This is a genomic window from Micromonospora sp. NPDC005299 (genome assembly GCF_042872345.1).
Classification (GTDB): domain Bacteria; phylum Actinomycetota; class Actinomycetes; order Mycobacteriales; family Micromonosporaceae; genus Micromonospora.
The window spans coordinates 1-25,699 of record NZ_JBIAKG010000018.1 but is presented as its reverse complement, the minus strand read 5'-3'; the positions used below and the strand labels follow the sequence as shown (position 1 = coordinate 25,699).

Genomic DNA, 25,699 nt, shown 5'->3' with positions numbered 1-25,699 from the left:
AGGAGAACCCTCGGATGAAGTTGCGTACTCTCGCCGTCGCGCTCGTGCCGGCGCTCCTTCTGGCCGCCACCGCCTGCGGCTCGTCCTCCGACAAGCAGGAGAAGAACGCCCAGGGCCTGGACAAGGTCACCCTCACCCTCAACTGGTACCCGTACGGTGAGCACGCGCCGTTCTACCTGGGCAAGAAGCAGGGCATCTTCGCCAAGCACGGCATCGACCTGACCATCCAGGCCGGGCAGGGCTCGCAGAAGACCGTGCAGGCCACCGCCGCCGGGCAGACCGACTTCGGCTGGGCCGACACCCCGGCGCTGCTCTCGGCCGTGGGTCAGGGCATGGACGTCAAGAGCGTCGGCGTCTTCCTGCAGACCACCCCGTCGTCGGTGCAGTTCTTCAGCGACAAGAACATCGCCTCCCCCGCCGACCTCAAGGGCAAGACCATCGCCTCCACCGCCGGCGACGCGCTGAGCAAGACCTTCCCGGCGTTCCTCAAGGCCAACGGTCTCGCCGCCGGCGACGTGACCCTGCAGAACACCGACCCGGCCGGCAAGATGGCCGCCGTCATGTCGGGCAAGACCGACGCGCTGCTCGGCTTCGCCACCGACCAGGGCCCGACCATGCAGGAGAAGGCCGGCAAGCAGGTCTCCTACCTGAAGTTCGCCGAGCATGGCCTGAGCTTCTACAGCAACGGCCTGATCGCCTCGGCGGACACCATCAAGAACAAGCAGGACCTGGTCAAGCGGATGGTCGCCGCCAGCAGCGAGGCGTGGTCCGCCGCCGAGAAGGACGCGGCCGGCGCGGTCGCGGCCATGGCCGGCGCCTCCCAGCAGCTGCCGTCGGAGAAGGTGCTGACCGACCAGTTCAAGGCCACGCTGCAGCTGCTGCACACCGACGCCACCAAGGGGCAGGCCCCGGGCGTCAACGACGAGGCCGACTGGCAGAAGACCATCACCGTCTTCGCCGACGCGGGTGTGATCACCAAGGCGGAGTCGCCGTCGGCCTACTGGGACGCGAGCTTCGCGCCGAAGGGATGAGACCGATGACGGTCGGCAACACCACCACGCAGCGCTCCGCGGACGCCACAGCGACCGGCGCCACGGTCGAGATCGATGAGGTCGCGGTCCGGTTCCGCACCAAGAAGAAGGACGTCACGGCGCTGCGCGACGTCTCGCTGCGGATCGAGCCGGGCGAGTTCGTCGCCATCGTCGGCGCCTCCGGCTGCGGCAAGTCCACGCTGCTCAAGCTGGTGTCCGGCCTGCTGCGGCCCTCGTCCGGCCAGGTCCGCCTGCACGGCGAGGACGTGCGGGGGCCGCGGCGCGACATCGGGTACGTCTTCCAGCGCGCCGCCCTGCTGGACTGGCGCACGGCCCGGCGCAACATCCTGCTCCAGGCCGAGATGCGGGGCATGCCCAAGGCGCAGGCACGCCAGCGCGTCGACGAGCTGATCGCCATGACCGGGCTGACCGGCTTCGAGGACGCGTACCCGAACGAGCTCTCCGGTGGCATGCAGCAGCGCGTGGCCCTGTGCCGCGCGCTGCTGCACCGCCCCCCGGTGCTGCTCATGGACGAGCCGTTCGGGGCGCTCGACGCCCTCACCCGCGAGCAGATGAACGTCGAACTGCGGCGGATCTGGCGGGAGACCGGCACCACCGTCCTGCTGGTCACCCACTCCATCGCCGAGGCGGTCTACCTGGCCAACCGGGTGATCGTCATGACCCCTCGACCCGGCACCGTCGCCGAGGTCATCGATGTCGACCTTCCCGTCGAGCGGGACTACGGCCAGACCATGTCGGCGCCGGAGTTCGCCCGCGCCACGGGACGCATCCGGGACCTGCTGGGTGCGACGACGACCGCCGAATAACCACTGGAAGGACACACACGTGGAGCGCACGTCAATCGGGATCATCCTCAACGGGGTGACCGGCCGGATGGGGTACCGGCAGCACCTGGTCCGGTCCCTGCTCGCCATCCGCGAGCAGGGCGGCCTGCCCGCCCGCGACGGCAGCCGCATCTGGCCCGAGCTGACCCTGGTCGGCCGCAACGAGGCCAAGCTCGCCGAGATCGCCGCCCGGCACGGGCTGACGTCGTACACGACCGACCTGGACGCCGCGCTCGCCGACGACTCGCACCAGATCTACTTCGACGCGCAGGTCACCGCGCAGCGGGAGAAGGCCATCCGGGCGGCCATCGAGGCCGGCAAGCACATCTACACCGAGAAGCCGCTCGCCGAGGGGCTGACCGGCTCGCTGGAGCTGGCCCGGCTCGCCGCGGCCAAGGGCGTCAAGAACGGCGTCGTGCAGGACAAGCTGTTCCTGCCCGGCCTGCGCAAGCTCAAGCGGCTGGTCGACAGCGGTTTCTTCGGCCGGATCCTGTCCGTGCGCGGCGAGTTCGGCTACTGGGTGTTCGAGGGTGACTGGCAGGACGCGCAGCGGCCGAGCTGGAACTACCGCGCCGAGGACGGCGGCGGCATCACCGTGGACATGTTCCCGCACTGGCACTACGTCCTGGAGCAGATCTTCGCCCCGGTCACCGCGGTGACCGCGCACATCGCCACGCACATCCCCGAGCGGGTGGACGAGACCGGCCAGACCTACCGGGCCACCGCCGACGACGCCGCGTACGGCATCTTCGAGCTGGCCGGCGGCATCACCGCGCAGATCAACTCGTCCTGGGCGGTCCGGGTCTACCGCGACGAGCTGGTCGAGTTCCAGGTCGACGGCACGCACGGCAGCGCCGTGGCCGGGCTGCGCGAGTGCCGCATCCAGCACCGCGGCGCCACCCCCATGCCCGTGTGGAACCCGGACCTCCCGGTCACCGAGAACTTCCGCGACCAGTGGCAGACCGTCCCCGACAACGACGACTTCGACAACGGGTTCAAGGTCCAGTGGGAGCAGTTCCTGCGGCACGTCGTCGACGACGAGCCGTTCCCGTGGGACTTCATGGCCGGCGCCCGCGGCGTCCAGCTCGCCGAGGCCGGGCTGCGCTCGGCCAAGGAGGGACGGCGGATCGAGATCGAGGAGATCCTGCTGTGACCGCCCGCATCACCCTGCCCCGCCCGGACGGCGGCGCCGAGGCGCTGACCCTGCGCGAACCGGCCGGCTGGCGGCGGCCGGCCACCCCGCCGACCAGCCGGATCGCGTACGCCGCGGCGCACGTGGTCGCCGACCCGCACGCCGACAACGCGCCCGGTCGGCCCGCCCGGCTGGACTGGGACGCCACCCTGGCCGTCCGGCACAACCTCTGGTCCTGGGGGCTCGGCGTCGCCGAGGCGATGGACACCGCCCAGCGCGGCATGGGGCTGGACTGGGCGGCCACCCGGGAGCTGATCCGGCGCAGCGCCGCCGAGGCCGCCGCCTGCGGCGGGCGCATCGTCGCCGGGGCGGCCACCGACCAGCTCACCGCCCTGCCGGACACCCTGGACGAGGTCGTCGGCGCGTACGCCGAGCAGGTCGCCTTCGTGCAGGAGTCCGGCGCGATCCCCGTGGTGATGGCCAGCCGGCAGCTCGCCGCGCTCGCCACCGGGCCCGACGACTACCTGCGCGTCTACGAGCAGGTGCTGCGGGAGACGTCCACACCGGTCGTGCTGCACTGGCTCGGGGACATGTTCGACCCGGCCCTCGCGGGCTACTGGGGGTCGACCGACCTCGACGAGGCGACCAAGACGTTCGTGTCGCTGGTGCAGGCGCACGCCAACCTGATCGACGGCGTGAAGGTGTCGCTGCTCGACGCCGAGCGGGAGGTGCGGCTGCGCGAACTCCTCCCGCCCACCGTCAAGGTCTACACCGGCGACGACTACCACTACCCGGAGCTGATCGCCGGTGACGGCCGGCGGTCCAGCCACGCGCTGCTCGGCGCGTTCGCGGCCATCGCACCGGCCGCGTCGGCGGCGCTGCAACGCCTCGACGCCGGTGACACGGCGGGCTTCCGGGCGATCCTGGACCCCACCGTGCCGCTGTCCCGGCACGTCTTCGCCCCGCCGACGCAGTACTACAAGACCGGCATCGCCTTCCTGTCCTGGCTCAACGGCTTCCAGCCCGGCTTCACCATGGTGGGCGGCCTGCAGAGCGGGCGCAGCGTGCCGCACCTGGTGGACGTGTTCCGGCTCGCCGACGCCGCCGGGCTGCTGCTCGACCCGGACCTGGCCGTCGCCCGGATGCGGCGCTACCTGTCCGTCGCCGGGGTGTCGGCGTGAGCGCGAGGAGTGAGCCGGTCCTGCGAGCCCCGCAGTCGCGAACGAAGGTCAGCGCCGTGAGCGCGAGGAGTGAGCCGGTCCTGCGAGCCCCGCAGTCGCGAACGAAGGGAAGCACCGCATGAGCGCCGCCGACCCCCGCCTGGCGAAGCTGTCGCTCAACCAGCGCACCACCGAGTCCTGGTCGGTGCGGGAAGCCGTCGAGGGCTGCGTCCGCGCCGGCATCCCGGCGATCGGGCTGTGGCGCGAGCCGGTGGCCGAGATCGGGGTGGCCGCCGCCGCGAAGTTCGTCGCCGACGCGGGACTGCGGGTGTCGTCGCTGTGCCGGGGCGGCTTCCTCACCGCCGGCGGCGAGGCCGGCCGGGCCGCGCTGGAGGACAACCGGCGCGCCATCGACGAGGCCGCCGGCCTGGGCACCGACTGCCTCGTCATGGTCGTCGGCGGCCTGCCGCCCGGCTCCCGCGACCTGATCGGCGCCCGGCGGCGGGTGGCCGACGCCCTCGCCGAGCTGGCGCCGTACGCGGGCGAGCGGGGGGTGCGGCTGGCCCTGGAGCCGCTGCACCCGATGTACTGCGCGGACCGCGCGGTGCTGTCCACCCTGGGGCAGGCGATCGACCTGGCCGAACCGTTCCCGGTCGCGCAGGTGGGCGTCGTCGTGGACACCTTCCACATCTGGTGGGACCCGGACGTCTGGCGGCAGATCGCCCGGGCCGGCGACCGCATCGCCAGCTTCCAGGTCTGCGACTTCCTCACCCCGCTGCCGGCCGACGTGCTGCTCGGCCGCGGCATGATGGGCGACGGTCACATCGACTTCCCGCCGTTCCGGCGGGCCGTCGAGGAGGCCGGCTACACCGGCGACACCGAGGTGGAGATCTTCAACGCCGAGGTGTGGGCGACCGACCCCGACGAGGTCCTCGCGACCATGAAGGACCGCTACCTGCAGCTCGTGCTCGCCGACTGATGCGGGTCGTCGTCGCGCCCGACTCGTTCAAGGGCTCCGTCGCCGCCGACGACGCGGCCCGGGCCCTGGCCCGCGGCTGGCTGGCCCAGCGGCCGGGCGACGACGTACGGCTGCTCCCCCTGGCCGACGGCGGCGAAGGCACGGTCGACGCCTTCGCCGCCGCACTGCCAGAGGCCGAGCGCCGGACGACGGTCGCGCCGGGGCCGGACGGTCGACCGGTCAGCGCCGCCTGGCTGCTGCTGCCGGACCGGACCGCCGTGCTGGAGCTGGCCCAGTCCAGCGGGCTGCCGCTGCTGCCTGCTCCGAACCCGCTCGGTGCGCACACGTACGGGCTCGGTGTGGTGGCGCGGGCCGCCCTCGATACCGGGGCCACCCGCCTCGTCATCGGCCTCGGCGGTTCGGCCTCCACCGACGGCGGCGCCGGCGCGCTGCGCGCCCTCGGGCTGCGGCTGCACGACAACCAGAGCAAGGACCTGCCGCTCGGCGGCGCGGCGCTCGCCGAGCTTGCCCGCCTCGACACCACCGACCGGGTGCCCCCGCCGCCCGGCGGCGTGCAACTGCTGGTCGACGTGACCGCGCCGCTGACCGGCCCCGCCGGGGCCGCCGCCACCTACGGACCGCAGAAGGGCGCCGGACCGGCCGAGGTGGTGCTGCTGGACGCGGCGCTGCGCCGGTTCGCCGACCTGGCCGGCGGCGCGCCGGACCAACCCGGTGCCGGCGCGGCCGGCGGCACGGCGTACGGGCTCGCGGCGCTGTGGGACGCGCGGATCACGCCGGGCGCGGCGACGATCGCCACGCTGGTCGGGTTGGGCGACGCGCTCGCCGGCGCCGACCTGGTGCTCACCGGCGAGGGGCGCTTCGACGAGACCTCGCTGACCGGCAAGGTGGTCGGCTCGCTGCTCGACTCGGCCGCGTCCGCCGGCGTACCCGTCGCGGTGGCCGCGGGGCAGATCAGCGGACCGATTCCGGGGTCGGTGGCGGCGACCGTGTCCCTGGTGGAACTCGCCGGCTCGATCGACGCGGCCCTCAACGACCCGACGACCTGGCTGGCCGAGGCCGGCACGGCGCTGTCTCGGCGGCTGACCCGCGGATAGGGGCTCTTCGAAGTTAAGCGGGGTTGAGGTGTCCGCGGTGGCGTCGGGTGGTGGCGGTACGGGTGCGTAGGCGTTGGCTTTCGGGGTTGCGGAAGCCGTAGGCGTCGCGGGCGACGGTCTTGATCACTCGGTTGGTTCCTTCGGAACCGGCGTTGGTGATCCCGGTGGTCAGGAACGCGTGGATGTGCGGCCACCAGGTTTCGATGGTGGTGGCGAGCCGGTGGAGTTCGGGCAGGTCGGTGGCGGCGCAGCGGGTGTAGAAGCGGCGTAGTAGCCGGTGGACGTGTTCCCGGTTGGGGTGAGTGCGGGCGGTCGCGAGCAGGTCGAGCAGGTCTTCCTTGGCGTTCCACGCGGCGAGGATCGGGGCGCCGATCGTGGTGGGCAGGGTTTCGAGGGTGTCGACCAGGCGGTCGACGTGCTTGCCGTGCATGCGGGCGGCCGAGCGGGTTAGCCGGTTGCGCATCCGCCATTCCGGGTCGGTGCCGCGGCCACGGCGTCCGCGCTGGGTCAGGATGACTCGGCGGCGGACCTCGGTGACGGCCCGGTTGGCCAGTTGCACGATGTGGAAGTGGTCCACGACAAGCAGCGCATGCGGCAGGACCCGCCGGATCGCGGCCTTGAACGCGCCGCACATGTCGATCGCGACTGTCGCGACCTGCTCGCGCCAGGCGGGTGGGCGAGCGGCCAGCCAGCCGGTGACCGCGGCAGTGGTGCGGCCTTCGACCTGGGCGAGTAGCCCTTGGCCGCCGGACAGATCCACGAAGCCGACGTGCCACCGGTCCGCGGTGGTGGTCCATGAACCGGCTTGCTCGTCCCAGATCCAGCGGGGCTTGCCCCGGCGGACCTCGTCGATGCCGAGCACCGCGACCGGCTCCGGCTCGGCCGGCAATACAGCGGTGGCGTGGGTGGTAAACGCGGCCGCGACGATCGGCCACGAGATGCTGTGGTCGCGGGCGGCTTGCACGATGGTGCGTCCGCCGTCGGCGACCGCCGTCCCGGCCGCCTGCCGCAGTCGTGTGGTCAGCCGCGAACGGGCCGAAACCTGCGCGACCTGCTCGGTGAACGACCTGCGCGAACAGGCCGGGGTCGAGCAGTACCAGCGTCGCTTGCGCCAGCGTAGCCGCACTGGTCGACCGGCGACTTGCAGGTCCCGCGGCCGGGTCGTGGCCCACTGCTTCACCCGAGGCGCTCGCTGCCCGCAGTGCGGGCAGCATCGCGCCTGCTCATCGCCGGTGGACAGGCTCACCACCGGGACGCCCTCGGCGTCCAGCCTCGACCCGCTCCACCACCAGGCCATCCAGCCCCAACAGCTGGGTTGCATCGTTGACCATGCTCGCAGCTCTTCACACTTGACCATCCGAACTCGACACTCAGATGATCATCAACGAGCTGCCGGCCCCGCCATCTGGGTCAGCTCCGCCCGCGGCCCTGCTCAATTCTCGAACGATGAGGCGAGACTCAAGCGAAACAGTCCTTGCGAAGAACGGATGCACAAGCATACAAATGAAAGAAGTCTTTCGTTGAGGAGTGCCGATGGAGCTGAACGAGCCGGAACGCCGGGTGCGCGTGCAGGACGCGACCAAACTACGCGCTCTCGCGCACCCGTTGCGCCTGCGGCTGCTGCGCTACCTGCTGGCCGCCGGCCCGAGAACCGCCGCGCAGTGCGCCGAGGCTCTCGACGACACTGGGTCGAACTGCAGCTACCACCTGCATCAACTCGGCCGTCACGGACTCATCGAACGGGTTCCCGCCGAGGGTGCCAACCGGCGTGACCGGCCCTGGCGTGCCGCCTCCATCGGGTTCGAATTCCTGCCCGAACCGGGTGATGTCGACGGTCAGCAGGTCAACGACGCGCTGACCGCGCTCGAGCTCGACGAGGTCTTCCGGGCGCTGCAGCGCTACCAGCACCAGCAGCACAAGCTGACGGACGAGTGGCGGGAGAGCGCGACCTTCCACAACTACACGCTCTCGCTCACCCCCGAGGAGCTGCGGCACCTCATACTGACCCTGGACGCCGTCATCCGGCCCTATCTACGTCCGATGCGCAACGCGCCCCCCGGGGAAGCCCGGCCGGTCAGTCTCAGTCTGCAGGCATACCCCACGCCTGAGTTCATCTGAGATGTTCACGCTGCTGCGTCACCGCGGATTCGTCCTGATCCTGGCTGCCGGGCTCTCCTCGAGCGTGGCGAGTTGGCTGCTGCTCACCGGGCTGCCGATCTACGTGTTCGGAGTGACCGGCTCGGCGTTCATCACCTCCGCGGTCTTCCTCGTCGAGCTGCTGTGCGGCATCACGCTGGGATCGTTCGCCGGCGCCCTGGCCGATCGCTTCGACAGATTCCGGCTCATGAGCTGCGTCGCCGTACTGCAGGCGGCGGCGGTGCTCCCCCTGCTAGGTCAACCTGAGCACCATCTGTGGATCATCTCGCTGGTCGCCGGGGCCCAGGCGGTGCTGACGCAAACGTTCGACTCCGCCCGCAACGCCGCGTTGCCAGGCCTCGTCGAGGCCGCACACCTGGTGCGCGCCAACAGCATGGTGGCGCTCAATATGAGCGTAGGGCGGCTCATCGGCAGCTCACTCGGCGGGTTTGCGATCACCCGCGAAGGCACCCGTTACCTGGCGATCGGCGCCGCCGTAGCCTTCGTGGTCGCGGCGGCGTTGATCGCAGTCGCCCCCCGGGCCGCGCACCACGATGCCACCCCGCCGGAGCATAAGTCGTCGTTCTTCGCCGCCTGGCGGTCCGGCCTCGCGGCGATGCTGCGCAACCGCAGCGTGCGCGTGACGTTCCTGAGCGTGGCGCTGGGCGGCATCGCGCAGGGCCTGTTCGTGGTGCTCTTCGTGGTCTTCGTCAGCCGCGCGTTGCACGCCGACGGCACGCTCACCGGTGTGCTGCGGGGCGTCCAGGCGATCGGCGGCGTGGCGGGCGGGCTCATTGTCGGCATACTGGGCGCGCGGCTCAGTCCCCGGCTGCTGATGAGCCTCGGCGCCACCACGTTCGCGCTGATCAGCCTGGTCATCTGGAACGGACCGGCGGTCACCCGTCAGCCCGAGTGGTACATCCTGCTGTTCATCCTGGTCGGCGCGCCTGGCATCGCCTACAACAGCGGAGCCTTCGCGCAAATCCAACAAAGCGTGCCCGACACCGACCTGGGCCGAGCCTTCGGCGGCTACTACGCGATCTACAACGCATCGCAGGGGCTGGGCATGGCAACCGCCGGCCTGCTCGGTGACGCGCTCAGCGTCGTGCTTGTCCTCAACGTGCAGGCCGCGCTCTACCTGGCCTCCGGCGCGGTCGCCTACGTGGGCCTGCGCTCCGCCCTGCGGCAGCGCTCGGCCCTGCGACAGCGCTCCACCGTCAACATTGGGTAGACCGTTCTCGATCAAAAGCCGAACTCCACCGGCTCGCCACCACCATCGAAACCTGGTGGCCGCACATCCACGCGTTCCTGACCACCGGGATCACCAACGCCGGTTCCGAAGGAACCAACCGAGTGATCAAGACCGTCGCCCGCGACGCCTACGGCTTCCGCAACCCCGAAAGCCAACGCCTACGCACCCGTACCGCCACCACCCGACGCCACCGCGGACACCTCAACCCCGCCCAACTTCGAAGAACCCGGATAGGACGACGCTCCTCGTCGCAGTTGCGCGTTGCGGTGCTCGCCTGCTGTTGGACGGAACCGGTCAGGAGTAGCGAAATTCAGCCGGCGACACTGTCGCGGTGCCGCAGGTCGGTGGAGTCCCGGCGCATTCCACCCAATGGTCCTCCCCGGCCATGACCCGATAACCGTGCGGACTGACCAAGCCGGTCGTCCGGAAAGGTCGGCCGTGGTTGGTTACCTCGACGTTCTGCGGCTCGCCGCCCACGACGAGGTCGAGATTGATGACCCACTCCACCGTGCCCTTGGTGGTGGCCGTCAGCTCGAAAACCTCAGTCTCTCCCTTATCGAGGGTGAACCCGAATAGCGGCAGCCGGCCGTCCACCTTGGTGGCGTACTCCGCTGACGGTTCCGCATCGTCCAGATCCATGGCGACCTGGCGCGGCGTGACGGTGCCCTGCCCACCGCCGCAGGTCAGTGAGGTGCCACCCGGGTCAGGGTTCGCCGAACGCCTGATGATGCGGGCACGCATCCCGTCGATGAGCACGCCCTTGTCGGATGCGCCCTGCACGACCAGCCGCACCCTGGTGGCCTCCTGATCCACCCCGCCGTTGCCGTGCGCCCAATCCACTATCGAGGGGCAGTCGATCGGAGGACGTGTGGCGGGCCGCGTATCCGTGGGCATGACGAACGAGAACACGTCGTTTCCCCAGGCCGGCACGGTGGCGGGGTTGCTCACCACATTGATCGCGATCGGCCGCTCGTCCTGCGGGTCGAGCATCTTCGGCACATAGATGCCCGCCGCGGCACCGATGACAGCCAGGACGGTGCCGCCGACCACGAACCACCATCCCTTGCTGATGGACTGCAGCAGCCGCCGCCGCGGGCTCAGTTCTTGCCGCGCGGCAGGATCTTCACGGGGACGCCGTCGGGTATCGACCAGACCTGCCCGCCCTCGCCTCCGTCGAGCAGCAGCCATTTCCCGTCCTCCGTGAAGTGCGGCTCCACACCGAAGTACCGCAATTGATAGTCCCCGTTCAGCGGCGGTCGCTCAGGCAGCGTCCAGACCCGCTGCTCGCGTCGGCCGGCCACCTCCCACAGCGACAGCTTGTTGTCCGGGATCACCAGGGCCACCAGGCTTCCGGCACGGTTCACCGCGCCCGTGTCGGCTCCGCAGCCGCACGGCACCCAGATGAGCTTCTGGCTTTCCACCGCCCAATGCAGGAATCCGTCGCTGCCGGCGGCCACGACCTGCTTCCCGTGATCAAAAACGGCGAACGATCCCGAATACCAATAGGACCCCGGATCGTTGGACACTTCTATCTTCGGCGGCACCGGTGAGGTAATCCATTTCCCAGTCGCCACATCGACCACCACAAGGCGTCCCTTGCGAACCTTCTGGTAGTCCTCCCGGCCGACCAGGTAGGCGCTGTCCGCCGAGAAACGGATGCTCTCCACGGGCGGGGTGAACAGGGCTTTCGGCCGCTTGGTCGTCAAGTCATAAAGGATCACCGTATCGGGATCCGCTACGGCGAGATAATGTCCGTCCGGCGAGAAGTCCGCGCCGAGCATTCTCTCCACAGCGGTGCCGAATCGGCCGAACTCTTCGCCGTCCCGGGTGACCACTATCCATTCGTTGACATGCTTCGCTTCGAATCGCCCGTCCTGGCTCACATAATGATCGAGCTGACGCCAGGACAGGTCGAAGGTCTCGGCCGGCAACGTGATCGACGTCGGTGACGCCTGGGTGGTGACGATCGGGTCGGAGCCGTCGGAGGTCGCCTGCTTGGGAGTTGGCTGGCATGCCGCCAGGCAGGCCAGCGCCGCGACCCCCGCAACCAATCTCACCGGCGCTCTCCCCCGAAATCGCCACACACCTCCGCAACACTCTATAGAACCTTGTCAAGGTCGGGATCGTCAATCGGTCCTGGTGTTGAGGCTTAGCGCCAGGGTGGGGATCATCACCGCTGCGGGGACGAGGTGTAGCCCGAGGAGGGCGGTGGTGGCGGCGGTGTCAGCCCCGGAGAGGAGGGGCGGGACCAACGAGAGCGCGGTCAGCGACACTGCCGTCCACACGAATCGCTGGGCGGGGCGAGCGATCCAACGGAGAAGAGCGACGGCGATGACGATGCCCACGACCGAGAAGAAGCCGGTCACCACGGCGAACCCGGGCAACGGGATCGTCTCGCCACCGTCGGGGATCTCGAAGTCGACGCCGACGGCCCGGGCAAGCGCGGCGGCGAGGGTGGTGGCCATCATCGCCGCGAGCGTGGCGATGAGGCCGGTGACGGCGAGCCCGCGGAATCGGTGGGTGTGGCTGGTCCGGGCCGATGCCGGGTCTGCGACGACCCCGGGTTCCATCCTGCTGTTCATGTCGTTCCTCCATTGATCGGGAGTGGGGGTGACGATGCGCACCGTCGCCGTGCGACGGCCGGGGTTGCGCAGGGCGCGGACGCCGGTGCCGCGGAGCCAGAACCCGGCGTCGCGTCCGAGGAGCGGCCCGGGCTCGCCGTCGCGCAGCTCCAGCTGCACCCGCCCGCGGGTGACGACGCCGAACGCGTCGTACCACTGCGCCGCGACCACCGCGACACGCGCGCCACCGCGCAGCGTGAGCGTCCGCACCGGGGCTACTCGGAGCCGTCCGCCTGCAGGCGCTCCGGCAGCCCGAGCCGCGGGAACTGGTCGTCGTGGAAGATGATGATCTCGGTGATCGCCCCGCCGGTGACGCGCAGGACGTCGATCGTCAGCGGCAGGTACGCGTTCTCCCGCTCCCGCCAGTGGTAGAAGGCGACGGCGGGCTGCCGGTTCACGGAGGTGGGGACGCCGCGCAGGCCCGTCATGCGGTCGAAGCCGTCCTCGATCCAGTTGTTCACGACCGTGTCGCGCCCGACGTGGAGGCCCGGCGTGGGCGGCATCGAGCAGCGGACGTCGTCGCGCAGCATCGTGGCGAGCCGGTCGACGTCCGTGGCCACGCTGGCGTCGGTGAAGCGGCGCACCAGCTCGCGCGTGCCGGCGTCATCCTCGCTCCCGGTCCAGTCCTGCCGCTCGGCGGGCAGGTGCTCCCGCATGCCGGCGCGGGCCCGCTGCAGCGCGCTGTTCACGGAGTTGACGGAGTCCCCGAGGAGTTCCGCGACGTCCCTCGCCGGCCAGCCGAGCACGTCGCGCAGGATCAGCACGGCCCGCGGGCGCGGCGCGAGGTGCTGGACCGCGACCAGGTACGCCAGCTCGATCGTCTCCCGCGCGACGGCGACGGCCTCCGGCTCGTCCGCGTCGCCCGCGGGCAGTTCGTCGAGCAGCCGGTCCGGGTAGGGCTGCAGCCACGGCACCTCGCCGCCGGTCGCGGGATTCGGGCGGCGCCTGGCGAGCAGGTCCAGGCAGGCGTTGGTGGCGATCCGGTACAGCCAGGCCCGGAACGTCGACCGCCCCTCGAAGGTCTCCCGCCGCCGCCAGGCACGCAGGAACGTCTCCTGCACGGCGTCCTCGGCGTCCTCGAACGACCCGAGCATCCGGTAGCAGTGCACGTGCAGCTCCCGCCGGTGCCGCTCCGCCAGCCCCGAGAACGCCGGCTCGTCGACCTCGCCCAGACCGCTCACGCCCAGCTCCTCCAGCCGCGTGTCCGTACTCATCACGTCATCCTTCCCGTCTCGTCGTGTCCCGCCGTAGGTGTGACGGCTGCGGGCGCGACAACTCATCACCGGGGTCGCTCGGCAGGGCTGAACCAGTGACGGATCAGGTGGCGGAGCACGACGCGCGGTACGGCGAGGATTGGGACGCGCGGGCACGGCACGAGGTTGTGCGGGAGTACGGGCGTGGTCTTGGCGCCGAGGCCCGGCTCACCTGGGGGGATGCGTGCCCGGCCGCCCGCCGAACGCCCACCAGTGCACCTCGATGTCGGCGTACCGGTCCGGGGTCAGGACGGTGCGCGCCTCGTCCGGGTCCGAGGCCTCGACCAGCGCCGCCGTGCCCAGCCACGTGGCGCCGTCGTCGGAGAGCAGCGGCCCGTACGCGATGAGGTCGTGCCGGTCGTGCGGCGCGGTGAGGTCGGCGGCCTGGCCCGCGCCGAGGCCGAGCACGAGGTAGCGGTTGCCGCCGGCCCGGCCCCCGGGGAAGTCCCACATGGTGCACCCCAGCAGGTTGCGCCACCGGCGCAGGAGCACGTCCCGGTAGGCGCCGGCCTGGTAGTTGGGCTCGTCGAAGGCGAACGCCCGGGCGGCGGCGGGATCGGGCAGGTCGAGGATGTGCACGCTGCCGGTGGGGGTCGCGCCGTCGGCCGCGAAGGTCGGGCCGCGGGCGATCATCTCCGTCGCGTACCGGTCCATGTAGGACCAGTGTTCCTCCAGCAACTCCCTGCGCAGTGCCGTGGAGCCGAGCCGGTCGCGGTGGTAGCAGAAGAACTCCATGCCCACATTGTGAACGGGGGCGGCGGCCTGCTCGCCGCCGACGACGCGGCCCGGGCCCTGGCCCGCGGCTGGCTGGCCCACCGGCCCGGCGACGACGTACGGCTGCTCCCCCTGGCCGACGGCGGCGAAGGCACGGTCGACGCCTTCGCCGCCGCACTGCCGGACGCCGAGCGCCGGACGACGGTCGCGCCGGGGCCGGACGGCCGGCCGGTCGACGCCGCCTGGCTGCTGCTGCCGGACGGACCGCCGTGCTGGAGCTGGCCCAGTCCAGCGGGCTGCCGCTGCTGCCTGCTCCGAACCCGCTCGGCGCGCACACATACGGGCTCGGTGCGGCGGCGCGGGCCGCCCTCGATGCCGGGGCCACCCGCCTCGTGATGGGGCTCGGCGGTTCGACCTCCACCGACGGCGGCACCGGCGCGCTGCGCGCCCTCGGGCTGCGGCTGCACGACGACCAGGGCCGCGAGCTGCCGCTCGGCGGCGCGGCGCTGGCCGAGCTGGCCCGCCTCGACACCACCGACCTGGTGCCCCCGCCGCCCGGCGGCGTGCAACTGCTGGTCGACGTGACCGCGCCGCCGACCGGCCCCGCCGGGGCCGCCGCCACCTACGGACCGCAGAAGGGCGCCGGACCGGCCGACATGGTGCTGCTGGACGGGGCGCTGCGCCGGTTCGCGGACCTGGCCGGCGGTGCGCCGACGCGGCCGGCGGCACCGCGTACGGTCTCGCGGCGCTGTGGGACGCGCGGATCACGCCGGGCGCGGCGACGATCGCCACGCTGGTCGGGTTGGGCGACGCGCTCGCCGGCGCCGACCTGGTGCTCACCGGCGAGGGGCGCTTCGACGAGACCTCGCTGACCGGCAAGGTGGTCGGCTCGCTCCTCGACGCGGCCGACTCCGCCGGCGCATCGGTCGGCGTGGTCGCCGGCCAGATCGGCGGGCCCGTCCCGGGCTCGGTGTCCGCATCGGTGTCCCTGGCGGAGCTCGCCGGGTCGGTCGAGGCGGCCCAGAGCGACCCGGCGACGTGGCTCACCGAGGCCGGCGAGCTGCTGTTCCGGCGGCTGACCCGCGGCTAGGACGACGGCCCAGGTGGGTCGGCGGCCGGGACCGCGCACCCCGTCGCAACCTCCATCTCGACGGCATGATCCAGCCGAAGAGGAGCACCGTGGTGGCAGCTGTCCAGGTCAGTGCCGAGAAGCTCGACGAGCCCACCGAAGCGTTCGCAGACGTCCGATCCGATGCCCGTGACGATGGGACCGACAGCTCCCAGATCTGCAGGACATCATTTGCCGCGCGTGGTTTCGGGTTCACCCCTGGCGGCGATCCGCCCGCCCTCCTTGGCCGGAGGTGCCGCTTGAGGACTTATCAGTGGAGGCCGAGACACGCACGCCCGCGACGAGATGGCGGACGACCTCGGGATCGCCGGTGATGACCGCGCCGGCCGCTACGAGCCCGGCCAGGTCCTCGCCGCCGAAGGCGGCGAGGAGAGCATCCGTCGTGGTGACCAGGACGGCGTCCGGCTCTTCGGGCGGCTCGTGGGCGACCTCGGCCCCGGCCGACGTGAGGCGGACGCCGAACACCCCGGCAGGACCGTGGTCGCGAAGTTCGATCCGAAGCGTCACCCCGGGCTGCTCCGGCGTCGGCACGAAGAATGTGCGGATGGCCAGCATGGCGCTGTCCGTGCTCACGAAGAGCTGTTCCGCGGTCGGCGGGGCGGCCAGCGCCCAGGTGCCCAGCGCGACCACGATCGGCTCGAGGCCCCGACCCCACGCGGTCAGCTCGTAGACCCGCACATTGCCCGGCGGAGGCAGCTGCCGACGGCGTACCACGCCCGCGTCGGCCAGCTCGCGCAGCCGGTCGGACAGTGCGTTCGGGCTGGCGGTCGGGAGCGCCTGCTGGAGGTCGGTGAACCGTTTCGGCCCGAGCAGCAGCTCGCGCACCACGAGCAGCGACCACCGCTCCCCCACGATGTCGAGACCGCGGGCGACACCGCAGGCCTGCCGATAGCCCCGCTGGGTTGGCATGGACACCTCTCTTTCGTACTTGCTCGATCCTAGCAGTCGCTATTACGCTCATAGCGACCGATCCGAGGAGGAACCCATGACCACGCCCGCGACGCCCCCGCTCACCGACCGCGAGACCTGGCAGAAGCAACTCGACGAACTCCGGCTCCGCGAGAAGTCGCACACGCGTGAGGGCGACGCCATCGCCGCGGCCCGCCGGCAGCTGCCGATGGTCGAGGTCGATCCGGCCACCCACCTGGTCGGCGCCGACGGCCCGGTACCCCTGCTTGACGTCTTCGAGGGCAGGACCCAGCTGTTCGCGTCGTACCACATGTGGCACACGGGCAGGCCGGCCGCCGACCAGTGCGAGGGCTGCACGTTCTTCACCGGTCAGGTGCTCGAGCTGTCCTACCTGCACTCGCGCGACGTCACGTTCGCGGTCTTCTGCCAGGGGCCCTTCGAGGAGACGTCGCGCTACCGCGACTTCATGGGCTGGCAGGCGCCCTGGTACTCCGTGCCCGCGGAGTCGCTCGACTCCCTCGTCGCCGGGCGCGCGTTCGGAATGAAGGCGTGCTACCTGCGCCAGGGCGACCAGGTGTTCGAAACCTACTGGACCACCGGGCGGGGCGTCGAGGCGATGGCACCGTCGTACGGGCTGCTCGACATGACCGTCTACGGTCGCCAGGAGGACTGGGAGGACTCGCCGGAAGGCTGGCCGCGGCGCTTCCGGACCGACGGCGACCAATTCCGGCTCGACGGCCGGCCAACCTCGCAGTGGTCGCGCCTCGCCGCCGGCCGTGACGACGACCTGGGCGCCACGGCACCCACGGGCAGCGAACACCGTTGCTGCCACTGAAGTCCGGTGCCTACCGGTCGGATGTGCCTGCGCCCACCCGCTGCGTGGCTCTCTCCGGTTGCGGAGCGTCGACTCTCCGAGATGGTGCACCTGGTCATGGGGCTATCGATGATCGCGATGATCTGGCCGTGGGGGCGCGAGGGCCCGACCGTTGCCTGGATTGTCGCTTTCATGATGTCGACGGCGGAACGCCGGGTGGTACTCGTGCAGCAGCGATTCGCAGCGCGGCGGGCTGCGTCAATCCAGGGAGCTACGGTGACGCAGGGGCGCGAGCTGCACCGTCCAGGTCCGGGCTGTCCCGACGACCGCAATCGCCCGGCAGAGGAGGTCGCAGCCCAGCTGCGGACTTCCTTCGGCGAAGCCGCGGTTGATGAAGCTGATCGCTCTCGGGTGGTCGCCCGCTTCAAGAGCCTTCTCCAGCCCGGTGGCCAGGACCGCGGCGAGCGCGGCGTGAAAGCTGTCCGCCCCCTTTTCGCGGAGGGTCTTGGTGGGCTCGCGCGATGGTGACGGAGAGACCGCGGGCGGGGCTAACACGAAAGTCATGTCCTTCTCCTGGGGGTGTCAGTGCTGCTCGGTCAGGCCAGCCAGATCGGCGCTCACCTGCCACAGCCGGACCGCAACGCCCCGCCGTGCCGCGCCACCGGACGCCAGCCATGCCTCCGGTCCTGATCAGGTGCCGCGCGGCGTCGCTGGTCGTCGGGTTCAACGGACGGGGGGTCCGTCAGCAGACTGACGTGTCCGTGGTGATCGGATGATCTGCCAACGCTCGGCCCTCACACCTCGACGTTGTCCTGGGGACACTGCCGAGACCTGGGCAGCACGCCCGGTAGGCGCTGGCCCGCCAACGATGTTGACGAACTGATCCACGGCCCACTCTACGCGCACCACACGCTGCGGTGCCGCTGCCAGCTCAGGGAGCTGACTCCAGCGATGAGTGTGGCTCACTCTCGGCGAGAGTCGACACGACCTGTGGCGTCCCCACTCGACTAGCTTCTACAACATGGCAACTGCGGTGCTACGCGTCCGGCTCGTCGGCGGCGACCGCATGGACCTCACGTACGACGAACCGGGCGTCTCCGACGAGGACGGGCTCGTGGAACACGTGATCTCGACACTGGCGCAGGATTCGGGAGTGCTGCGGACCAAGCACGGTGATCGGCTCGTCGTGCTCTACGGCCGAGGCGTCGCGGCGATCGAAGTTGCCCCTCGCGGTGCCGTGCTGTGACGCGCCGCGCGCATGAGTGGCGTAGATCGACGGACTCTGTGTTACGGTTGCCCGGTTGCAGTTTTGATTTCCGTAGACGTTTCGGCGCCTGATGGGTTAACCAAAACCCATCCAGGCGCCTCTTTCGTTTCCTGTCGTTTCCGGCGCGGCTGATCAACCCGGCAGCGTGCGAGTCCGCACAATGCGGTCTTCAACAGCCTGCGAAGGAGCAGACATGGCTACAGGTACCGTGAAGTGGTTCAACGGCGACAAGGGCTTCGGCTTCATCAGCCAGGACGGCGGCGGCGCCGACGTTTTCGCCCATTTCTCGGCGATCTCCGCGAGCGGCTTCCGCAGCCTTGAGGAGAACCAGCGGGTGGAGTTCGACATCACCCAGGGCGCGAAGGGCCCGCAGGCGTCGGACATCCGCCCGCTCTGATCCACGCTCTGCCGAACGGCGGCCTGACTGGTTCAGCAGGCCGCCGTTCGGCATTTCCTCCATCATCTTGTTCAGGTTCGTCTTGCGATGTCCCGTGGCCCGCGGCCCGCGCCTTCTCTGCGACGTGCCGTTCGAGGAAGGCACAGCTTGACCGTGATCACCACGTCACCGCGCACACCGGACGCCCACCCGGCGACGGTCCCCGGCGGGTTCAGCCGCGACCGGCACCCGGTTGCCGGCGCTCCGCGTTTTCGCGGCCTGACCCCTGCTCCGGCCTGCGGTTCCATGGCACAGTTTCTATCACCGTCCACCGCGGAAGAAGAGAAGCCCGCGCCTCGTGCATCCGACTGCGGTGAGGTGGCGATGCATCGATTGCGCCACCCGTTCACCGTCGCAGCCAGCACGACGCCACACAAACGACAGTAAAGAAGGCGCCTTCCGCGCTGATGTTCCGGTGGGCGGCGAGGCGCGTTTCTTGGCGCGTTCGACACTGCCTCAACCCGGGGCGTTGTGGAAAACCTGAGTGCCGCCGGACAGGTGGTCAGGTCGGTGACATGGCCGTACCCGACCTTCTGACCGGCCGACTGCTGGCCCGCTGATGTAGTGTCTTGCCAGTTCAGCGGTCCTTTGCGGGTCAAAGGAGAGGGCGGGACACCTTACCCGCGGCGCCTCGAACTGCGTGACGGGAGGAGTCGATGGGGATGGCCGCGGAGCGACCGATGCCCACCCAGGACGATGTGCTCGGGTACTTCCGCACGCTGTCGAACTGGGGACGGTGGGGCGACGACGACGAGCTCGGGACTCTGAACCACATCACCGACGACGTCCGGCTGGCGGCGGCGCGGGCAGTGCGCCACGGCAGGAGCGTGTCGTGCGCGTGGGAGGTTGCCGTACCGGCGGACATGGAGCGGTCGACGACGACCTGCCCGTGCGCCGCCGACATGCCGGGCGCCGAGAACATGCCGGTGCCCGCCTTCCACGCCGACCGACGCTGGGGCTTCTCCTCGGAGCGGATCGGCATCACCTTCCACGGCAACACCATCACCCACATCGACTCGCCGTGCCACATCTTCTGGGACGGCACGATGTACAACGGGCGGTCGCACTCGTCGGTCGACACCGCAACGGGATCGTCCTGGGCCGCCGTCACGGCCGCGGCGAACGGGATCGTCACGCGTGGCATCCTGCTGGACATCGCGAGGGTCCGCGACGTGCCGTGGTTGGAACCGGGGCAGGGTGTGTTTCCCGACGATCTCGAGGAGGCCGAGCGTCGCCAGGGTGTGCGGGTGCGACCCGGCGATGCGGTGCTCCTGCGCACCGGCTACGGCCGCTTCCGGCACGAGACCGGTGAGGCCAGCGGTTTCACGCAGGCCGGCTGGCACGCGTCCTGCCTGCCGTGGCTGCAGGAACGCGAGGTTTCGCTGATCGGCGCTGACACCCCCCAGGACGTTCAGCCGTCGGGGTACGACGACGTGTTGATGCCGGTCCACGCCGTGAGCCTCGTCGCGATGGGTCTGTGGATGCTCGACAACTGCGACCTGGAGGTGTGCGCGACGACCGCTGCCGAGCTCGGCCAGTGGGACTTCCACCTCACCGTCGCGCCGGTCCGCTTCGCCGGTACGTCCGGCAGCCCGGTCAACCCGATCGCCACGTTCTGACCGCGGCGGACGGCTGCGGCGCACACCGCGCTCACGCCGGCCGCCTCGGCCGCCGGGCCACCGAAGCGCCGGAGGGGACGGCGGCACCGGCCGCCGTCCCCTCCGCTCCTCGAATCAGGCCGGGGAACCCGTCACGGTGAACTGACGGGTACGACCGATGTTGTCGAAGGAGCCGAAGCCGACCCGACCGGAGCTGAAGGTGGTGTCCTTCGCGGTCAGCAGCGGATCCTTGTGCCCGTCGACGTAGACGGCGATCTCACCGGTGGCGGGCAGGTGCACGACCCGCACCTTGTGCCAGTCGGCGTCGGTGATCGCCGGGTTGGCGCCCCGCGAGCGCCCGTTCCACTGGTGGTCGATCCGTTCCCGGTCGGCATTGTTGACCTTGAAGATGCCGTTGTGCGGGTAGATCGTGTTGTCGGTGGACAGGTGCGCGTAGTAGTACTGCGTGTCCGACTGCCAGCCGAAGACGATGATCACGTCCCGGTTGGTGACCTCCACGGGCTCGTCGAGGCGCACCCGGGCGTCGATCTGGACCGAGGACCAGGCCGGGCCCTTGTTGAGGATGGCGTACTCGAACGGGCGACGCGGGCCCGGGCGGCTCACGCCGGCCTCGGCGAGGATCACCTGGTCGCCCTCGAACCGCCACTTCGACGGGGTCACCGGCGCCCAGTTCTCCGCGCCCGCGGTGTGCACGACCTTGGTCCGGCCCACCTTGCCCTCCGCCACGGTCTTGGTGTCGACGACCTTCCAGATCTTCCCGTTGGCCTTGGCCACGATGTAGAGCTCACCGGCGGCGTCGGTACCGAAGCGCAGGTCGACACGGTTCGGGTCCCCGGGCGCGCCCGGGCTGGACAGGTCCTGCATGCGTACCAGGTCCCCGGCGGTGGTGTACAGGGCGAGCCGGTGGATCGGGGCGAGCCCGGTGCCCCGGCGCATCTCGTCCGCCTCGGTGTAGAGCACCCGGCCGTCGACCAGGTCGCCGAAGACGTACTTGCCCTTCAGCGCGGGCACGGCCTTTCCGCGGTAGACGAACCCACCGGCCACGGCGACGCCGACGTCGGAGGTGCAGTTCCAGTTCGCCGCCGGGTCGTGGTCGTACGCGGCCACCGGGTAGGTGTAGCCGTACTTCGCGTCGTCGGCCGGCAGCGGGTAGAGCTTGTCGCACGGGTTGGTGGCGGTCTTGTCGAAGACCCAGTTGCCCTCGCGCTCGCTCCAGCCGAAGTTGTCCCCGGCCCGGACCTCGTAGATCGACTCGATGGCGTGCTCGCCGATGTGGCCCAGGTACATCCGGCCGGTGGCCCGGTCCCAGCTGAACCGGTGCGGGTCGCGGAAGCCGACCGCGTAGATCTCACCGAGCGCGCCGTCCCGCCCGACGAACGGGTTGTCGGCCGGGATCCCGTACCGGCCGTTGGGGGCGTTGGTGCCGCGCGGGTCGATGCGCAGCAGCTTGCCGTGCGGCATGCCCATGTTCTGCGGGTCACCGTTGCGGTAGCCCTGACCGCCGTCGCCGACGGCGAGGTAGAGCATCCCGTAGTCGGGGTCGCCCGGCTTCGCCGTCGGGTTGAAATTGATTTCCTGGACGCCGTGGATCTGGCCGCCGAAGCCGATCCGCAGCACCTCCCGGTGGGTGCCGGAGAACGTGTCCGCGGCCGGGTTGCTGGCCGTCCACTCGGTGATCACGGCCTGGTAGATGGTGTTCGGCTGGGCGTAGTCCGGGGTCCGGGTGGCCAGCGAGGCCTGCTCGGTGTGGATGGTGTAGAAGCGGCCGTTGCTCCCGAACTCCGGGTGGAACGCGACGTACCCGAAGCCCTGGCCGAGACCGCGGCCGGAGAAGAACTGCGGCGCGAAGGTGGCCGCCACGTCGAGGTAGACGTGCGGCGTGCCGTTCTCCACCAGGTAGAGGTTGCCGTTGAGGTCCGGCACGGCCCGGCGGCCGGAGCCGTCGGGCAGCTCGCTGATCGTGTTGATCCGGGCCTTGCGCACCAGCCGCTGGTCGACCGGGGCCGGGTTCGGGGTGGACTGCGGGAAGCTGGCGTACTCCTGGAGCACCAGTCCCAGCCGTGACTGGATCTGCGACTCGGGGATCGGGTCGTAGACGGCGCCGTCGGCCCGGGCGGGCGCGGCGACCAGGGTGGACATGACGAGGGTGGCGGCAGTGACCCCGGCGGTGAGTGCGGCTCTGCGGAGCCTGCCGGTGCTGCCAGCGCGAATGAACACGCGGGTTCTCCTTCTCGGTGGGACGATCCGAGGAACGGTCAGCGGGCCATGTAGCGGTACTGCTTGGCGATGTCGCTCGCCGGGATCACGCTGTCGAGGAACATGAGGCCGTCCATGCGGCAGTCGCACGGGTTGCGTTCCAGGTTGTTCTGCGGGAAGCTCCCGCCGATCTTGATGCCGCGCGGGTCGGTGGCGCTGGTGACGTGCGGGCCGGGCCCGTTGAGCTGCCACGGGTCGCCGGCGGTCGTGTAGAAGCCGTCGACCGGCTCGCCGTTGCGGTAGAGCGCCATGGTGCCGCTGGTGAAGTCGTAGGTGGCGGCCAGGTGCACCCACTCCCCCTTCGGCAGCAGGGTCCGCCAGTCCTCGTCCGCGGCGAAGGTCTGCGAGGCGCCGCCGTCGACGCGGCGGCCGAGGGCGACCAGGCGCAGCTCGCCGTTGACGTCAATGAGTTCCAGCAGGGCGCGCACGCCGTGCCCATCGGAGTCGCCGGTCAGCACGCCGGCCAGGCCGATCGCGTTGAACCGGTCGGTCGGGTTGGCGGTGGTCGAGTTCAGCGCCGGGCCGTCCATGTCCCGCTTGAACCAGCCCATCACCGTCGTGCCCTCGGCCCCGCTGAAGGCGCGCAGCGTCCGGACGCCGCTGGAGGACCAGATGCCGGCCTTCCAGTCGTCGTTGCCGGCGGCCTGCGGGTTGACCTGCCGGGTCTGCAGCGCGTCTCCGCTGCCCTTGTACGCCCGGTCGGGCACGCGCATGGCCGCTCCGCCGTTGACCAGCTCGATCTCGGTGCCGGACCGGCCCAGGTCGCGTTCGAGCGCCGGGTCGCCGACCACCGGGTGGTCGAAGTCGTAGAAGGCGACCAGGTGCGACCAGAGGGCGGGGTGGACGTCGTGCGGTCCGGGCCGGTCGGCCTGGGCCGGGCTCGCCGCCGCGGTCAGGGCCAGCGCCAGCAGGGCGGTGGCCGCGACGGCAGCGCGTCGAGGTCTTCTCATGGGGAGGTGCTCCCTTCGTCGGTGCGATGGTGGCGGTGACGAAAGCGCTTACGTGCCGGGCGTGGGCCGGTGCCCGGATGTGGAGTTGAAGGAACGTCGGGACAGGACGGACCGCCGTCCGGTGCCGCGCGGCGGAGGTGAGACTCCTTGAACGACGGTCGGACAGGGCGGCGCTGCCGCGCTTACGAAAGCGCTTACGTAAGCGCTTTCGTACCCTATGCTGTGCCCTACGCCACACGCAAGAGCGCGGTGCGGATCAATGCCTGCCAGGAGTTACCCATGCCCCGACCCGGACCACGGTTGCGTCTCGTCGACGTGGCGGAGCGCGCCGGCGTCTCGCTGGCGACCGCCTCCCGCGCCCTCGCCGGGCGCGAAGGCGTCAGCGAGGAGGTGGCCCGGCACGTCCGGCAGGTCTCCCTGGAACTCGGGTATGTCGCCAACCCGTACGCCCGGACCCTGGCCGGCGGCGCCAGCACCACCGTCGGCCTGATCGTCCACCAGATCGACGACCCGTACTTCTCCGAGATCGCCAGCGGCGTCCTCCAGGTCGCCGCCGAGGAGGGCCTGCTGGTCCAGATCGCCCACTCCGGCCGCGACCCGCAGAACGAGCTGCGCCAGCTGCGGCACCTCATCGCCCAGCAGGTCGGGATCATCCTCATCGCCGGCTCCGGCTACGACGACCCGCGCGTGGAGGCCGAGGCGCGCGCCGAACTCGCCGGCTTCCAGCGGGCCGGCGGACGGGTCGCCGTCATCGGGCGGCACGCCCTGGGCGTCGACGCGGTGGTGCCGGACAACGAGGCCGGGGGCCGCGACATCGGTGCCCACCTGCTGGGTCTCGGCCACCGGCGGATCGCCGTCGCCGCCGGCACCCCGGGCCTGACCACCGTGGCCGACCGGCTCAGCGGGGTGACCGCCGCGCTCGCCGCGCACGGGCACTCCCCCGGCGACCTGGCCGTCGTCCACTCCGACTTCACCCGCGACGGCGGCCGGGTGGCCACCGAGCGGATCCTGCACTACCACCCGGACACCACGGCGATCATCGCGCTCAACGACGCGATGGCGATCGGCGTTCTCTCCGTGCTGCGGTCGCGGCGCATCCCGGTGCCCGAGCGCGTGTCGGTGGTCGGCTTCGACGACGTGTCCGTCGCCGCCGACCTGGCACCGAGCCTGACCACGGTCAGGCTGCCGATGACCGAGATGGGGCGGATGGCGCTGACCCTCGCGCTGAAGCCGAGGTCGACCCGGCCGCGACGACGGTCCACGGGTCACACGCTCATCGTCCGCGACTCCACCGGCCCGGCGCCGGCGACCGGCGGCTGACCGGACCGGCCGGTGCTGCGACACTGACGCCACGTACCGACGCCACGGGCGGGAGCATCGGAGGAGCTGTGTCATGCGGGCAACCACCGTCGTCAACCTGAAGGGTCATCGCGACGACCCGGCGTACGCCGACGTGGTCTACGTCGGGCGGGCCATGTCCCGCGGCGGCTGGCGGCTCCCGCAGTCCCCGCTGTCCAGCCCGTACCGGCCCGGTCCCGACGGCACCCGCGACGAGGTGATCGAGAAGTACCGGGCGTACCTGCTCGGCCGGCCCGACCTGCTCGCGCTGCTACCCGACCTGCGCCGACGCCGGCTCGGCTGCTGGTGCGTGCCGGAGCGCTGTCACGCCGAGGTGATCGCCGAGCTCGCCGACGCCCTGCCTGAGTCGAACCCCCGGGCCTGATCCCTCGGCGCCGGTGGCTCAGCCGAGCTTCTCCGCAGGGTTAACAACTGCTGGCGGGTCGGTGGTCGTTAGCGATATCTAGCTGCCTATGGTTGCTGTCGTGAATTTGAAGGAGTGGGCGGCGGCAACTGGTATCTCGTACCGCGCGGCGGCAGTACGCGGCCGGGATGCTGCCCGTTCCGACGTATCGGCTCGGCCGGCTCATCATGGTGGGTGAACCGGTGACGGGCGCGGCCCCGGACGCTGGGCAGGTCGTGGTGTACGCCCGGGTTTCGTCGGGCGAGCAGAAGGCGGACCTGGACCGGCAGGTCGCCCGGGTCACGATGTGGGCGACGGGGCGGCACCTCGCCGTTGATCGGGTGGTGACCGAGGTCGGCTC

At 70.9% G+C, this 25,699-nt stretch carries 26 protein-coding genes and 3 pseudogenes; 19 read left to right on the top strand and 10 right to left on the bottom strand.

Features of this window, described 5'->3' with window-relative positions:
• Window positions 1–14: 14 nt before the first annotated feature.
• The 6 genes from ACFYPD_RS31780 to ACFYPD_RS31755 all read left to right on the top strand — a co-directional run bounded on the left by ACFYPD_RS31780 (window position 15) and on the right by ACFYPD_RS31755 (window position 6,241).
• Window positions 15–1,031, top strand: a complete 1,017-nt coding sequence (locus tag ACFYPD_RS31780; protein WP_387121695.1) for an ABC transporter substrate-binding protein — start codon at window positions 15–17, stop codon at window positions 1,029–1,031.
• Between the two features lie 5 nt (window positions 1,032–1,036).
• Complete coding sequence (locus tag ACFYPD_RS31775; protein ID WP_357948834.1) at window positions 1,037–1,858, top strand: ABC transporter ATP-binding protein; 822 nt, start codon at window positions 1,037–1,039, stop codon at window positions 1,856–1,858.
• A 19-nt stretch (window positions 1,859–1,877) separates the two neighbouring features.
• Window positions 1,878–3,029 carry a Gfo/Idh/MocA family protein gene (locus tag ACFYPD_RS31770; RefSeq protein ID WP_387121692.1) on the top strand — a complete coding sequence of 384 codons (1,152 nt, stop codon included), beginning with the start codon at window positions 1,878–1,880 and terminating at the stop codon, window positions 3,027–3,029.
• Window positions 3,026–4,189 carry a dihydrodipicolinate synthase family protein gene (locus tag ACFYPD_RS31765; RefSeq protein WP_387121689.1) on the top strand — a complete coding sequence of 388 codons (1,164 nt, stop codon included), beginning with the start codon at window positions 3,026–3,028 and terminating at the stop codon, window positions 4,187–4,189. The genes ACFYPD_RS31770 and ACFYPD_RS31765 overlap by 4 nt, the downstream gene beginning before the upstream one ends.
• A gap of 118 nt (window positions 4,190–4,307) precedes the next feature.
• A complete protein-coding gene (locus ACFYPD_RS31760) occupies window positions 4,308–5,147 on the top strand; it encodes a sugar phosphate isomerase/epimerase family protein (protein WP_387121685.1) in 840 nt (279 codons plus the stop codon).
• A complete protein-coding gene (locus ACFYPD_RS31755) occupies window positions 5,147–6,241 on the top strand; it encodes a glycerate kinase (protein ID WP_387121682.1) in 1,095 nt (364 codons plus the stop codon). The genes ACFYPD_RS31760 and ACFYPD_RS31755 overlap by 1 nt, the downstream gene beginning before the upstream one ends.
• 13 nt (window positions 6,242–6,254) lie before the next feature.
• Here ACFYPD_RS31755 and ACFYPD_RS31750 read toward each other — a convergent pair whose 3' ends face one another.
• Window positions 6,255–7,562: an ISL3 family transposase gene (locus ACFYPD_RS31750; RefSeq protein WP_387121679.1), complete on the bottom strand. Its 1,308-nt coding sequence runs from the start codon at window positions 7,560–7,562 to the stop codon at window positions 6,255–6,257.
• Window positions 7,563–7,774: 212 nt separating this feature from the next.
• Here ACFYPD_RS31750 and ACFYPD_RS31745 point away from each other — a divergent pair, with 212 nt between their 5' ends.
• From ACFYPD_RS31745 to ACFYPD_RS31735, 3 genes are read left to right on the top strand one after another with little or no spacing between them, the layout of a single operon-like run.
• Complete coding sequence (locus ACFYPD_RS31745; RefSeq protein WP_387121676.1) at window positions 7,775–8,359, top strand: winged helix-turn-helix domain-containing protein; 585 nt, start codon at window positions 7,775–7,777, stop codon at window positions 8,357–8,359.
• Between the two features lies 1 nt (window position 8,360).
• On the top strand, window positions 8,361–9,608 hold the full coding sequence (locus ACFYPD_RS31740; RefSeq protein WP_387121673.1) for an MFS transporter: 1,248 nt from the start codon (window positions 8,361–8,363) through the stop codon (window positions 9,606–9,608).
• A gap of 44 nt (window positions 9,609–9,652) precedes the next feature.
• Entirely contained in the window at window positions 9,653–10,018 is a 366-nt protein-coding gene (locus ACFYPD_RS31735) for a transposase (RefSeq protein WP_387121860.1), read from the top strand.
• Here ACFYPD_RS31735 and ACFYPD_RS31730 read toward each other — a convergent pair.
• The 5 genes from ACFYPD_RS31730 to ACFYPD_RS31710 all read right to left on the bottom strand — a co-directional run bounded on the left by ACFYPD_RS31730 (window position 9,924) and on the right by ACFYPD_RS31710 (window position 14,238).
• On the bottom strand, window positions 9,924–10,679 hold the full coding sequence (locus ACFYPD_RS31730) for a hypothetical protein (RefSeq protein WP_387121670.1): 756 nt from the start codon (window positions 10,677–10,679) through the stop codon (window positions 9,924–9,926). The genes ACFYPD_RS31735 and ACFYPD_RS31730 overlap by 95 nt on opposite strands.
• A 47-nt stretch (window positions 10,680–10,726) precedes the next feature.
• Window positions 10,727–11,686 carry a WD40 repeat domain-containing protein gene (locus ACFYPD_RS31725; protein ID WP_387121667.1) on the bottom strand — a complete coding sequence of 320 codons (960 nt, stop codon included), beginning with the start codon at window positions 11,684–11,686 and terminating at the stop codon, window positions 10,727–10,729.
• Window positions 11,687–11,755: 69 nt separating this feature from the next.
• A complete protein-coding gene (locus ACFYPD_RS31720; protein ID WP_387121664.1) occupies window positions 11,756–12,460 on the bottom strand; it encodes a DUF6069 family protein in 705 nt (234 codons plus the stop codon).
• Window positions 12,461–12,465: 5 nt separating this feature from the next.
• Window positions 12,466–13,467, bottom strand: coding sequence for an RNA polymerase subunit sigma-70 (locus ACFYPD_RS31715; protein WP_387121661.1), 1,002 nt, complete (start codon window positions 13,465–13,467; stop codon window positions 12,466–12,468).
• Between the two features lie 204 nt (window positions 13,468–13,671).
• Window positions 13,672–14,238, bottom strand: coding sequence for a YciI family protein (locus ACFYPD_RS31710; RefSeq protein WP_387121658.1), 567 nt, complete (start codon window positions 14,236–14,238; stop codon window positions 13,672–13,674).
• Between ACFYPD_RS31710 and ACFYPD_RS31705 the strand changes: the two are divergent.
• A pseudogene (locus tag ACFYPD_RS31705) lies at window positions 14,167–15,089 on the top strand (glycerate kinase). The gene ACFYPD_RS31710 and the pseudogene ACFYPD_RS31705 sit on opposite strands and share 72 nt — an antisense overlap.
• Window positions 14,981–15,307, top strand: coding sequence for a glycerate kinase (locus tag ACFYPD_RS31700; RefSeq protein WP_387121857.1), 327 nt, complete (start codon window positions 14,981–14,983; stop codon window positions 15,305–15,307). Before ACFYPD_RS31705 ends, ACFYPD_RS31700 begins: the two are co-directional and overlap by 109 nt.
• 231 nt (window positions 15,308–15,538) lie before the next feature.
• On the opposite strand, the gene ACFYPD_RS31695 is transcribed toward ACFYPD_RS31700, so the two are convergent.
• Complete coding sequence (locus tag ACFYPD_RS31695; RefSeq protein ID WP_387121854.1) at window positions 15,539–16,255, bottom strand: winged helix-turn-helix transcriptional regulator; 717 nt, start codon at window positions 16,253–16,255, stop codon at window positions 15,539–15,541.
• Window positions 16,256–16,331: 76 nt separating this feature from the next.
• Here ACFYPD_RS31695 and ACFYPD_RS31690 point away from each other — a divergent pair, with 76 nt between their 5' ends.
• Together ACFYPD_RS31690 and ACFYPD_RS31685 are read left to right on the top strand one after the other, a co-directional pair.
• Window positions 16,332–17,090 (top strand): DUF899 family protein, encoded by a 759-nt coding sequence (locus ACFYPD_RS31690; RefSeq protein WP_387121655.1) that lies wholly within the window; start codon window positions 16,332–16,334, stop codon window positions 17,088–17,090.
• A 21-nt stretch (window positions 17,091–17,111) separates the two neighbouring features.
• Window positions 17,112–17,306, top strand: a pseudogene (locus ACFYPD_RS31685) (DUF5134 domain-containing protein); the annotation flags it as partial.
• A gap of 21 nt (window positions 17,307–17,327) precedes the next feature.
• Here ACFYPD_RS31685 and ACFYPD_RS31680 read toward each other — a convergent pair.
• A complete protein-coding gene (locus ACFYPD_RS31680) occupies window positions 17,328–17,633 on the bottom strand; it encodes a hypothetical protein (protein WP_387121863.1) in 306 nt (101 codons plus the stop codon).
• A gap of 457 nt (window positions 17,634–18,090) precedes the next feature.
• Between ACFYPD_RS31680 and ACFYPD_RS31675 the strand changes: the two genes are divergently transcribed.
• The 3 genes from ACFYPD_RS31675 (at window position 18,091) to ACFYPD_RS31665 (ending at window position 20,391) form a co-directional block, all read left to right on the top strand.
• Window positions 18,091–18,315: a hypothetical protein gene (locus tag ACFYPD_RS31675; RefSeq protein WP_387121652.1), complete on the top strand. Its 225-nt coding sequence runs from the start codon at window positions 18,091–18,093 to the stop codon at window positions 18,313–18,315.
• A 214-nt stretch (window positions 18,316–18,529) separates the two neighbouring features.
• Entirely contained in the window at window positions 18,530–18,733 is a 204-nt protein-coding gene (locus tag ACFYPD_RS31670) for a cold-shock protein (RefSeq protein ID WP_387121649.1), read from the top strand.
• A 719-nt stretch (window positions 18,734–19,452) separates the two neighbouring features.
• Complete coding sequence (locus tag ACFYPD_RS31665; protein WP_387121646.1) at window positions 19,453–20,391, top strand: cyclase family protein; 939 nt, start codon at window positions 19,453–19,455, stop codon at window positions 20,389–20,391.
• A 114-nt stretch (window positions 20,392–20,505) separates the two neighbouring features.
• On the opposite strand, the gene ACFYPD_RS31660 is transcribed toward ACFYPD_RS31665, so the two are convergent.
• Both ACFYPD_RS31660 and ACFYPD_RS31655 read right to left on the bottom strand, forming a co-directional pair.
• Window positions 20,506–22,608: a PQQ-dependent sugar dehydrogenase gene (locus tag ACFYPD_RS31660; RefSeq protein ID WP_387121643.1), complete on the bottom strand. Its 2,103-nt coding sequence runs from the start codon at window positions 22,606–22,608 to the stop codon at window positions 20,506–20,508.
• Window positions 22,609–22,646: 38 nt separating this feature from the next.
• The gene (locus ACFYPD_RS31655) at window positions 22,647–23,597 is read right to left on the bottom strand and encodes a LamG-like jellyroll fold domain-containing protein (protein ID WP_387121640.1); all 951 of its coding nucleotides are present in this window, start codon (window positions 23,595–23,597) and stop codon (window positions 22,647–22,649) included.
• Between the two features lie 279 nt (window positions 23,598–23,876).
• On the opposite strand from ACFYPD_RS31655, the gene ACFYPD_RS31650 reads away from it, so the two are divergent.
• The 3 genes and pseudogenes from ACFYPD_RS31650 to ACFYPD_RS31640 all read left to right on the top strand — a co-directional run.
• Window positions 23,877–24,917 (top strand): LacI family DNA-binding transcriptional regulator, encoded by a 1,041-nt coding sequence (locus ACFYPD_RS31650; protein WP_387121637.1) that lies wholly within the window; start codon window positions 23,877–23,879, stop codon window positions 24,915–24,917.
• 73 nt (window positions 24,918–24,990) lie between these two features.
• Window positions 24,991–25,320 carry a DUF4326 domain-containing protein gene (locus tag ACFYPD_RS31645; protein ID WP_387121634.1) on the top strand — a complete coding sequence of 110 codons (330 nt, stop codon included), beginning with the start codon at window positions 24,991–24,993 and terminating at the stop codon, window positions 25,318–25,320.
• Window positions 25,321–25,420: 100 nt separating this feature from the next.
• Window positions 25,421–25,699, top strand: a pseudogene (locus ACFYPD_RS31640) (recombinase family protein); the annotation flags it as partial.

What these genes read in the sequence shown, in the direction of transcription:
- ACFYPD_RS31775 (WP_357948834.1), top strand. Translation starts at nt 1,037, where the DNA reads ATGACGGTCGGCAACACCACCACGCAGCGCTCCGCGGACGCCACAGCG.
- ACFYPD_RS31745 (WP_387121676.1), top strand. Translation starts at nt 7,775, where the DNA reads ATGGAGCTGAACGAGCCGGAACGCCGGGTGCGCGTGCAGGACGCGACC.
- ACFYPD_RS31675 (WP_387121652.1), top strand. Translation starts at nt 18,091, where the DNA reads ATGGCAACTGCGGTGCTACGCGTCCGGCTCGTCGGCGGCGACCGCATG.
- ACFYPD_RS31690 (WP_387121655.1), top strand. Translation starts at nt 16,332, where the DNA reads ATGACCACGCCCGCGACGCCCCCGCTCACCGACCGCGAGACCTGGCAG.
- ACFYPD_RS31750 (WP_387121679.1), bottom strand. Translation starts at nt 7,562, where the DNA reads ATGCAACCCAGCTGTTGGGGCTGGATGGCCTGGTGGTGGAGCGGGTCG.
- ACFYPD_RS31710 (WP_387121658.1), bottom strand. Translation starts at nt 14,238, where the DNA reads ATGGAGTTCTTCTGCTACCACCGCGACCGGCTCGGCTCCACGGCACTG.
- ACFYPD_RS31670 (WP_387121649.1), top strand. Translation starts at nt 18,530, where the DNA reads ATGGCTACAGGTACCGTGAAGTGGTTCAACGGCGACAAGGGCTTCGGC.
- ACFYPD_RS31645 (WP_387121634.1), top strand. Translation starts at nt 24,991, where the DNA reads ATGCGGGCAACCACCGTCGTCAACCTGAAGGGTCATCGCGACGACCCG.
- ACFYPD_RS31740 (WP_387121673.1), top strand. Translation starts at nt 8,361, where the DNA reads ATGTTCACGCTGCTGCGTCACCGCGGATTCGTCCTGATCCTGGCTGCC.
- ACFYPD_RS31780 (WP_387121695.1), top strand. Translation starts at nt 15, where the DNA reads ATGAAGTTGCGTACTCTCGCCGTCGCGCTCGTGCCGGCGCTCCTTCTG.
- ACFYPD_RS31755 (WP_387121682.1), top strand. Translation starts at nt 5,147, where the DNA reads ATGCGGGTCGTCGTCGCGCCCGACTCGTTCAAGGGCTCCGTCGCCGCC.
- ACFYPD_RS31695 (WP_387121854.1), bottom strand. Translation starts at nt 16,255, where the DNA reads ATGCCAACCCAGCGGGGCTATCGGCAGGCCTGCGGTGTCGCCCGCGGT.
- ACFYPD_RS31680 (WP_387121863.1), bottom strand. Translation starts at nt 17,633, where the DNA reads ATGACTTTCGTGTTAGCCCCGCCCGCGGTCTCTCCGTCACCATCGCGC.
- ACFYPD_RS31655 (WP_387121640.1), bottom strand. Translation starts at nt 23,597, where the DNA reads ATGAGAAGACCTCGACGCGCTGCCGTCGCGGCCACCGCCCTGCTGGCG.
- ACFYPD_RS31650 (WP_387121637.1), top strand. Translation starts at nt 23,877, where the DNA reads ATGCCCCGACCCGGACCACGGTTGCGTCTCGTCGACGTGGCGGAGCGC.
- ACFYPD_RS31665 (WP_387121646.1), top strand. Translation starts at nt 19,453, where the DNA reads ATGCCCACCCAGGACGATGTGCTCGGGTACTTCCGCACGCTGTCGAAC.
- ACFYPD_RS31760 (WP_387121685.1), top strand. Translation starts at nt 4,308, where the DNA reads ATGAGCGCCGCCGACCCCCGCCTGGCGAAGCTGTCGCTCAACCAGCGC.